Source organism: Pseudomonas californiensis (genome assembly GCF_021147775.1).
Classification (GTDB): domain Bacteria; phylum Pseudomonadota; class Gammaproteobacteria; order Pseudomonadales; family Pseudomonadaceae; genus Aquipseudomonas; species Aquipseudomonas californiensis.
Map to the genome: position 1 here is coordinate 1 of NZ_JAGTPK010000069.1, position 8,294 is coordinate 8,294.

At 55.9% G+C, this 8,294-nt stretch carries 12 protein-coding genes; 8 read left to right on the top strand and 4 right to left on the bottom strand.

What is annotated here, in order from left to right:
* Positions 1-228: 228 nt before the first annotated feature.
* The 3 genes from KDX37_RS28235 to KDX37_RS28245 all read right to left on the bottom strand — a co-directional run bounded on the left by KDX37_RS28235 (position 229) and on the right by KDX37_RS28245 (position 2,517).
* Positions 229-786 (bottom strand): hypothetical protein, encoded by a 558-nt coding sequence (locus KDX37_RS28235; protein WP_231656495.1) that lies wholly within the window; start codon positions 784-786, stop codon positions 229-231.
* Between the two features lie 256 nt (positions 787-1,042).
* Complete coding sequence (locus KDX37_RS28240) at positions 1,043-1,954, bottom strand: SDR family oxidoreductase (RefSeq protein ID WP_231656496.1); 912 nt, start codon at positions 1,952-1,954, stop codon at positions 1,043-1,045.
* Between the two features lie 110 nt (positions 1,955-2,064).
* Positions 2,065-2,517 (bottom strand): flavodoxin, encoded by a 453-nt coding sequence (locus KDX37_RS28245; protein WP_231656497.1) that lies wholly within the window; start codon positions 2,515-2,517, stop codon positions 2,065-2,067.
* Between the two features lie 157 nt (positions 2,518-2,674).
* On the opposite strand from KDX37_RS28245, the gene KDX37_RS28250 reads away from it, so the two are divergent.
* Together KDX37_RS28250 and KDX37_RS28255 are read left to right on the top strand one after the other, a co-directional pair.
* Entirely contained in the window at positions 2,675-3,166 is a 492-nt protein-coding gene (locus KDX37_RS28250; protein ID WP_231656498.1) for a PAS domain-containing protein, read from the top strand.
* Between the two features lie 40 nt (positions 3,167-3,206).
* A complete protein-coding gene (locus KDX37_RS28255) occupies positions 3,207-3,815 on the top strand; it encodes a hypothetical protein (RefSeq protein WP_231656499.1) in 609 nt (202 codons plus the stop codon).
* 7 nt (positions 3,816-3,822) lie between these two features.
* On the opposite strand, the gene KDX37_RS28260 is transcribed toward KDX37_RS28255, so the two are convergent.
* Positions 3,823-4,761, bottom strand: coding sequence for a MerR family transcriptional regulator (locus KDX37_RS28260; RefSeq protein ID WP_231656506.1), 939 nt, complete (start codon positions 4,759-4,761; stop codon positions 3,823-3,825).
* A 229-nt stretch (positions 4,762-4,990) separates the two neighbouring features.
* Here KDX37_RS28260 and KDX37_RS28265 point away from each other — a divergent pair, with 229 nt between their 5' ends.
* The 6 genes from KDX37_RS28265 (at position 4,991) to KDX37_RS28290 (ending at position 8,155) form a co-directional block, all read left to right on the top strand.
* On the top strand, positions 4,991-5,560 hold the full coding sequence (locus KDX37_RS28265) for an antibiotic biosynthesis monooxygenase (RefSeq protein WP_231656500.1): 570 nt from the start codon (positions 4,991-4,993) through the stop codon (positions 5,558-5,560).
* A gap of 254 nt (positions 5,561-5,814) precedes the next feature.
* Entirely contained in the window at positions 5,815-6,525 is a 711-nt protein-coding gene (gene folM, locus KDX37_RS28270) for a dihydromonapterin reductase (RefSeq protein WP_231656501.1), read from the top strand.
* Between the two features lie 21 nt (positions 6,526-6,546).
* On the top strand, positions 6,547-7,110 hold the full coding sequence (gene folE, locus KDX37_RS28275; RefSeq protein ID WP_231656502.1) for a GTP cyclohydrolase I FolE: 564 nt from the start codon (positions 6,547-6,549) through the stop codon (positions 7,108-7,110).
* Positions 7,110-7,481 carry a dihydroneopterin triphosphate 2'-epimerase gene (gene folX, locus KDX37_RS28280; RefSeq protein WP_231656503.1) on the top strand — a complete coding sequence of 124 codons (372 nt, stop codon included), beginning with the start codon at positions 7,110-7,112 and terminating at the stop codon, positions 7,479-7,481. The genes folE and folX overlap by 1 nt, the downstream gene beginning before the upstream one ends.
* Before the next feature lie 43 nt (positions 7,482-7,524).
* The gene (locus KDX37_RS28285) at positions 7,525-7,821 is read left to right on the top strand and encodes a DUF1244 domain-containing protein (protein WP_231656504.1); all 297 of its coding nucleotides are present in this window, start codon (positions 7,525-7,527) and stop codon (positions 7,819-7,821) included.
* Positions 7,814-8,155 (top strand): HopJ type III effector protein, encoded by a 342-nt coding sequence (locus tag KDX37_RS28290; protein ID WP_231656505.1) that lies wholly within the window; start codon positions 7,814-7,816, stop codon positions 8,153-8,155. Before KDX37_RS28285 ends, KDX37_RS28290 begins: the two co-directional genes overlap by 8 nt.
* Positions 8,156-8,294: the final 139 nt, after the last annotated feature.

The window sequence follows — 8,294 nt, forward strand, 5'->3', positions numbered from 1 at the left end:
GGCCAGCACGCCGCCTACTGACAGAAAAGACAGGGTTGCAGATTGCAGTCGTTCAGATCCCTGAACCGGTTCGACCGGATAAAAGCATGTGCCGGATCACATCCGCCAACAGCTGATTGCGCGGCAGACTGGCCAGGTACAGGCAACCGCAGCGCTGCAAGCAAAAGCCCCGTCTCGTAAGAGTCGGGGCTTTTTTGTCCTGTTTGTCCTTGCCCCTTCCCCCAGACCTTAGCCCTTGGCGTTGGGGGTACGCGATTTCAGTCCCTTTCTTTCCAGATCTTTTACCTTCAGCATATCGTAACTGTCACCCGAACTGGCAAACACCTGAAGGTTCTGAATAACATGAATGGCCCGGATGTAATCGGGCACCAGAACCTTTGCGTAAGGGTCCCCCCAATCCGCTTTTTCCTTCATGTCGAGGATACGTCCGGCAAAGAACTCAAGTGCATTTATTTCTTTGTCCGGATTAACCAATTGGCCCTTTTTGTCGAACTCGTCACCCGCTCGGCTCATTAATTCTGCGGTGTGATTATCAATAAAGCCGAAATTGTACAGAATCATTCCGGCTTGATTGAGTTGTTTGGGTGTGATCTGCTCGGGATTGAAATCCTTGAACAGCGGCTTCATCTTGCGCTTCTCCATTTCAAATGAGTTGAGCGCGATCGCATTTTCCCCTACCTCTCGCAGCACTTGGCTGATCTGCGCCGTGGGCTTCTTGATGTCGACTCGTGCGGGGGGTATTTTGAAGCTGACCGGTGGAAACTCGCCCCAGATTGATTTGCCCATTTTCAACTCCGATAACAGATACGTTCAGCAGTCATATCGGAGCTAAAAGTTGTTATTTAAGAGCTGGAAAAAAATCAGGAACCGTCCTACCTATCAGCATGAAAGTTCTTACCCTGAGTACACATTCATCGTGCAAAGCCATCCCAAGTATATTCAGGAACATAAAATCGCCCGGTAGCGATCCAAGCTTTACTGCAACCAGATGCACCCGAAAATAACCAGTTTCATGCGCCGTCACACCTATAGAAACAACGTCTCAGCTGACATATTTTTGCAGATTCGCCATCATCTCTTTCAACGCTTCGATATTGTCCGAAGGGTGGGCTGCACCTTTAAAATCATTGATTGTCTGCCATTGCGATGCAACATCTTCCGGGCTGTAGCCTGCGAGCGGGTCAAAACAGGCGCCCTGGCTGCGCTCCCAGCGAACCTTGCCAATCCAGCCACCGCCGACCTCGAACAGACTGCCACTTTCCTGGCAATGCTCGCTGCCCAGGTACACCACCAGAGGGCTGACGAGTTCAGGTTTGAGCAATTCGAATACATTGGCCGGGATCAGACCTTCGGTCATGCGAGTGCCACCGGTTGGTGCGATGGCGTTGACGCCAATCCGGTTCTTGCGGCCTTCCAGTGCCAGCGTGCGGGTCAGCCCGTAAAGCCCGAGCTTGGCCATTGCATAGTTGGACTGGCCAAAATTGCCGTAAATGCCGGAGGTTGAAGAGGTGAAAATCACCCGACCATAGTTCTGCTCACGAAAATAGGGCCAGGCGGCATGAGTCACTTTGTAAGCGCCCTCCACGTGTACGCGGTAGACAAGCTCCCAGTCAGTGTCTTCCATTTTGGCAAAGGTCTTGTCCCTGAGAATACCGGCGTTGTTGACCACCACATCGATGCGACCGAATGCATCCAGCGCGTTCTGGATGATGTGGCCGCCGTCGGTTACCGAATCATGGTTGGCGACAGCTATGCCGCCTGCTGCGATGATTTCAGCCACTACACGGTCAGCCGCCGAAGCATTGGCCCCCTCACCGTGGGCCGAACCGCCCAGATCGTTGACCACGACACGGGCGCCATGCCGCGCGAACAGTAGCGCATGAGCTCGGCCCAACCCTCCACCGGCACCGGTGACGACCACTACCTTGTCTTCAAAACGCACGGACTCGCTCATTGCAGGCTCCACAATCGGGGATTCGTTTCAATGAGTGTCGTACACGTCCCGGTCGGTCACAATCAACACGGCTTGCGCTGAATAGTGCCCGATAACGTAGCGGGATGATTTCAGCTCAGGTGGGTGATGAAGGCTTGCAGCCAAGGCTCTGCATCGGTTTCCGGGGTCACGCTTTCGCTGGCGTCCAGGTGGAGCATTTCCTGGACTTCGATGACGCCCAGTTCGGCAAACAGCTCGCGCATCTGCGCGCCACCCGCGCAGAAAGTGTCGCCATAGCTGGCGTCGCCCAGACCGATCACTCCACCTCTCAGGCCTCGCAACGAAGCGGGCAGCTGATCGCGGAGCTGCGAATAGAGCGGTACGATGTTGTCGGGCAGCTCGCCCATGCCGGTCGTCGAGGTGACGGCCAACAGCGCTTGAGGCTCGAACGCCAGCAACTCGGGCAGCACCGTCCTTGAGTTGAGAAAGGTTTCGTGACCGGCCGCGCGCAACAATGCACTCGCATGCCGTGCCACTTCTTCGGCCGATCCGTAGACCGACCCGCACACGATGGCGATTCTCATGAATTATCCTTTTGGCAGGGTTAAAAGTGCGACAGTATGCCTAGCGATTGCCGCCATTTCAGCCCTGCCGAGATGACAGCGCGGCCGTGCCACTCGCATCAAGGCGCAGAGAGCCCCTAGAATACAAGTGTCTGAATTGACTCGGGACTAAAACACAATGATCAGCGCAACGCTGCTGCAAATGGTGATAGATGCCTCGACCGACGGTATCGTCGTGGCCGAACAGGAAGGCGACGACACCATCCTGATCTACGTCAACAAAGGTTTCGTCGAGCTGACAGGCTATTCCGCTGAAGAAATCCTTTACCAGGACTGCCGCTTCCTGCAGCAGACTGACCGTGAACAGTCGGCGCTGAAAGCCGTCCATCAAGCAATCAACAACGGCAAGTCCTGCCGGCAGATTCTGCGCAACTACCGCAAGGACGGCAGCGTCTTCTGGAATGAACTGTCGATCACACCGGTTCGCAATGAAGCCACCCAGCTTATGTATTACATCGGCATTCAAAAAGATGTCACGGTCGAGGTACAGAATAAAGAGCGAATCGATATGCTTGAGAAGGAACTGGCCGAGGCAAAGGCTGAAATTGAAGCACTGAAATCAAAAATAGTCGAAAATGCGACAAGCGGTCAGAACAGCGAGCGGATTTAATGGTCTTTTCCATCAATAACCGGTAAGTACGAGCTTGGTCATGCAACCTGATTCTCTCCTCACGCAGGCTGAGCTGGATTTCATTCAGCGCATGCAGCGCAATCCGAAACTGAACATCCGTGACAGCACGCGCAGCCTGCTGGTCAACGGAGGTGTACAGATTCAAGAACTGCTGACCCGGTTGGCCGCCGAGGAGCAGGTCACGATCCATGCTCAGTTCAAGAACCAGCAGATGAACTTCCCGCTGCATCTGGTCGAAGATGAGTTTCACGCCTTGCACCTCGAACTCGGCGCGCCGAGCATCTTCGAGGAAGGCCCACAAATTCGCCCATGGCGACTGGCTCTGGAAGAGCCCATTGCGCTGGAGACAGAACGGGGCTCACCAACCTCCCTCTGGGTACATGAGCTTTCGTTCAAGGGTGTCCTGCTCGAATGCCGCAAGCAGGGGAAATTGCCCAAGCAGTTCGCAGCCTGGTTCAACCCCGCAGGCCAGGCACCCATCGCGATCCGAGGCGAACTGGAGCGCCTGACAGAACGCCGGCTGGGCGCCTACCGATTTACGCAATACAGCAAAGAAGACGCTGAGCGGTTGCGTCAGTACATCCTTCAGGAGCATCAACGCCTGCACCCCGCCCTGCATGCCGGGTAGCCACCTCTTAGGTATCCAGCTGCCCTGCCAGAAACTGTTTCAGCATCTGCTGCATGGATCGGCCATCACTGCCCAGGCAGGCAAAGGGCGAACCGCCAAGCTCATCCTGGGCCAAGTTCGAGACCTCGCCAACCAGCGCCACAGGGCATTCCAGCGTCAGCGCCAGACGAGTCAGACGTAACGACAGATCAGCCGCCGGTGGACTGTTGGAAAACATGTCACACACCAGACTCAGTTCTTCGAGGGGCTGATTCGGCGCCAGCACTCGAATCTCTATGTCCGAAATGCCCATCATCAGGCCAGCCACCCACAATTCAAGCTCCAGAGACTGGCCCGGCAAAGCGGCCATTACGACGCAACCCTGTCCCGGATTGTTCGCAAGCTGAAGCCTCTGCAACGTCCTGCAGCGAAGGAAAGTATCGAAGAACAGCCACTCACTGGTATGCCCGAACGCTTCCTGACTCAGCTTCAATTCCCGCCAGAGGGGCATGAGGATTTCTTCGAAGACCACAGCCATGGTGTAGGTCGAAAAAACCTGACCGTAAATCTGTTCCAGACGTCGTTCGTCGAACACGCTGATCGCACGGCGCAACTGCGCCTGCCATTGCGCCCAGTCGGAGCGCGACAGCGGATTTTCAACGCCGGACGGCTGAACACGGACGGCATCGGCACGCGCCAGGATCCTGCCGACCTTGCTGACCGCTACGCCGCGATCTATCCAGCCCAGAATACTGCGCACCATATCGATGTCGTCTTGTGAGTAGAGCCGGTGACCGCTGGCGGTACGGGTAGGCTGAATCAGACCGTAGCGACGCTCCCAGGCACGCAAGGTCACCGGATTGATGCCGGTCATGCGTGCCACTTCACGAATGGGGTAAAGCTCCTGCTGCTTGAAATCCTGATCAGACCCGTAACAGAGAGCGTGTATATCAGGCGACTGAGTCATACCGTTCATCACTTGAGATCATGGAATTGATTTTACTGCGGATACGAAACGTTCAGGCAAACGTCTCATGAATTGAGTCCTGTATGTAGCGACAAAGTTCTACTTGTTTTACGTGCATTCAGGAATAATCCTTGCTTGCATCAGAAATGCTGACGCAGCCCACCACCCCGGCGCTGCGGCATGTGACCTCCCTACCCGGGATTCTCACACCTTTACCCGGAGATACATAATGTCTACCTCACCTGTAACCTTGCTGGTGGCGCGCCGTGTTGCGCATGGCCGTTATCAGGAGATGATTGCCTGGTTGCATGAAGGCGAGCAACTGGCCACTGATTTTCCCGGTTATCTGGGCTCCGGTGTACTTGCACCGCCCCCAGGCGATGATGAATTCCAGATTATTTTCCGTTTTGCCGACGAGCAGACCATGCACGCCTGGGAGCACTCGGCCTCACGACGCTCCTGGTTGGTGCGAGGCAGTGGCCTGTTTGCCCAGCCATCAGAACTGCGCGTCAGCGGCATCGATGGTTGGTTCGGTGCAGCCGACCAGCGTCCGCCACGCTGGAAACAGGCTGTGGCGATCTGGCTCGCGTTCTTCCCGGTGTCACTGATCTTCAATTTCCTGCTCGGACCTTTGCTCAATCATCTGGACCTGTTGCCGCGCATCCTGATCAGCACCGCCGTACTGACGCCATTGATGGTGTATCTGTTCATACCGCTGTCGACGCGTCTGCTTGCGCCGTGGCTGCAGAGTTCACCGACTGCGACAGCGCGTCGGGCCCCGTCGACGTCCTCCAGATAATCCTCATCAGACCTGTACAAATACGAACCTCCGGTACAGGTCTGTACTGAGCACGCAACCACCCTCCAACGCCAGGACCCGCCTTTCAGGCGGGTCCTGGCGTTATAGAAGCCCAAGTTTAATTCGCATCAGGGTTGTACAAAAAAATCTGGTGGTATAACTTTACGATCAATCATGACTACCTGATTGCAGTAAGATTGTCTTTCTGCCGGGTCGCCAAGCGACTCCAACCTGACCTGATGCGTGAACTGCCGATGGCCCTATCTTCTGCACCGATCCTGATCACTGGCGCCAGTCAACGCGTTGGCCTGCATTGCGCCATGCGTTTGCTGGAACAAGGACAGCCGGTTGTCATCAGCTACCGTAGCGAACGCGACAGCATTGCGGCGTTGCGAGAAGCGGGTGCAGTAGCCATTTACGGGGATTTTTCGTCAGAGGCTGGAGTAATGGCTTTCGTCGCTGCGCTGAAAACCCATACGGGTAGCCTGCGCGCGATTATCCACAACGCATCCGAATGGCTTGCCGAAACCCCAGGCGAAGAAGCCGAGCAGTTCACGCGCATGTTCAGCGTGCATATGCTCGCGCCTTATCTGATCAACCTGCACTGCGAAACATTGCTGCACGCAAGCCCGGTTGCCGACATCGTTCACATCAGCGATGACGTCACCCGCAAGGGCAGCAGCAAACACACCGCTTATTGTGCGAGCAAGGCAGGACTGGAAAGCCTGACGCTGTCATTCGCTGCCAGGTTCGCACCCCGTATCAAGGTCAACGGCATTGCTCCGGCGCTGTTGATGTTCCAACCCAAGGACGATGCGGCCTACCGCGCCAACGCCCTGGCCAAATCGGCTCTGGGCATAGAGCCTGGTGCAGAAGTGATTTACCAGAGCCTGCGCTACCTTCTGGATAACACCTATGTCACCGGCACAACACTGACCGTAAACGGCGGACGGCACGTCAAGTAGGCCGCCCCGAGGATCAATCTGATGAGCTTATCCCTGCCACAGCAATATCGAGAAATTCTGGTCGGCCTCGGTGAAGATCCGGACCGTGAAGGTCTGCTGGACACCCCGAAACGTGCCGCCAAGGCAATGCAGTATCTGTGTCATGGTTACACTCAAAGCGTCGAAGAAATCGTCAACGGCGCGCTGTTCGCCTCCGACAACGACGAGATGGTGATTGTGCAGAACATCGAGCTGTATTCTTTGTGTGAGCATCACTTGCTGCCATTCATAGGCAAGGCGCATGTGGCATACATCCCGACCGGCAAAGTGCTCGGCCTGTCCAAGATCGCCCGTATCGTCGACATGTTTGCACGGCGCCTGCAGATCCAGGAAAACCTGACCAAACAGATCGCCGACGCCATTCAGCAAGTCACCGGAGCCTCAGGTGTAGCCGTCGTGATCGAAGCCAAGCACATGTGCATGATGATGCGCGGCGTCGAAAAACAGAACTCGACCATGAACACTTCGGTCATGCTGGGGGCCTTTCGTGAATCAAGCACCACTCGCATGGAGTTCCTGCAATTGATCGGACGGAGCAAACAGTAATGGCACGACTTGAACCTGGCACTGCCCGCATTCGGGTCAAGGACCTGCGTCTGCGGACCTTCATCGGCATCAACGAGGACGAGATCCTCAACAAGCAGGACGTACTGATCAACCTGACGATCCTGTATGCCGCACAGGAAGCGGTGCGTGACAACGACATCGAGCACGCGTTGAACTACCGCACGATCACCAAAGCCATTATCCAGCACGTGGAAGGCAATCGCTTCGCGCTGCTCGAAAGGCTGACCCAGGAAGTGCTGGATCTGGTGATGAGTCATCCGGCAGTGACCTACGCCGAAGTCGAAGTGGACAAGCCGCATGCACTGCGTTTTGCCGAATCGGTATCGATCACGCTCGCCGGTCAACGCTGAACCTTTTATCATGACGCGACTTACTGACTGAATAGAGCCCGTCATGACCGACCAAGAACGCCTCGAACTCGAAGCCGCCGCTTTCCGCCGGCTGGTCGCGCATCTGGACAGCCGCAAGGATGTCCAGAATATCGACCTCATGAACCTTTCCGGTTTCTGCCGCAACTGCCTGTCCAAGTGGTACAAGCACGCCGCCGATGAAAAACACATCGACGTGAGCCTCGATGAAGCACGCGAAGCGGTTTACGGCATGCCGTACAGCGAGTGGAAAGCCAATTACCAGAAAGAAGCCAGCGCAGAGCAGCAGGCCGCGTTTGCCAAGGAACCCAAGCATGACTGATCTGAACACCCTGCGCGCCAGTCTGCGCAGCGGCGAGCACATATTTGCCGACACCCTCGCCTTTATCGCCGATAACTACGAGTATCAGGCTCGAGGCTTCAAGAACGGCAACGTTGAAAACGCCGCCGGGCAGAACGAGGGCTCCTGCAAGACGCTGGGCCTGGCATTGTTGGAAAGACTCAGTGATGAAGAAGCGCTGCTGGCGTTCGGCGAACATTACCGTTCGGTGCAAGCCACGCCTCAAGGCAGCGATCATGGCAACATCCGCGCATTGATCGCCAACGGCCTGGCCGGTGTGAAATTTGACGGCGAGCCGCTCACCCGCAAGGCGTGAATGGGGTTGTCGTGCAGCATAAAAAACCGGCTCAAGAGCCTAATGCTGTTCACTTAAGCGGAGCAGCCTTACGGTCCACTGGGTACCGGGTTTTAGAAATCTTCACCGTCCTTGGCCTTCCCGGCCTTGGGCGGTAATC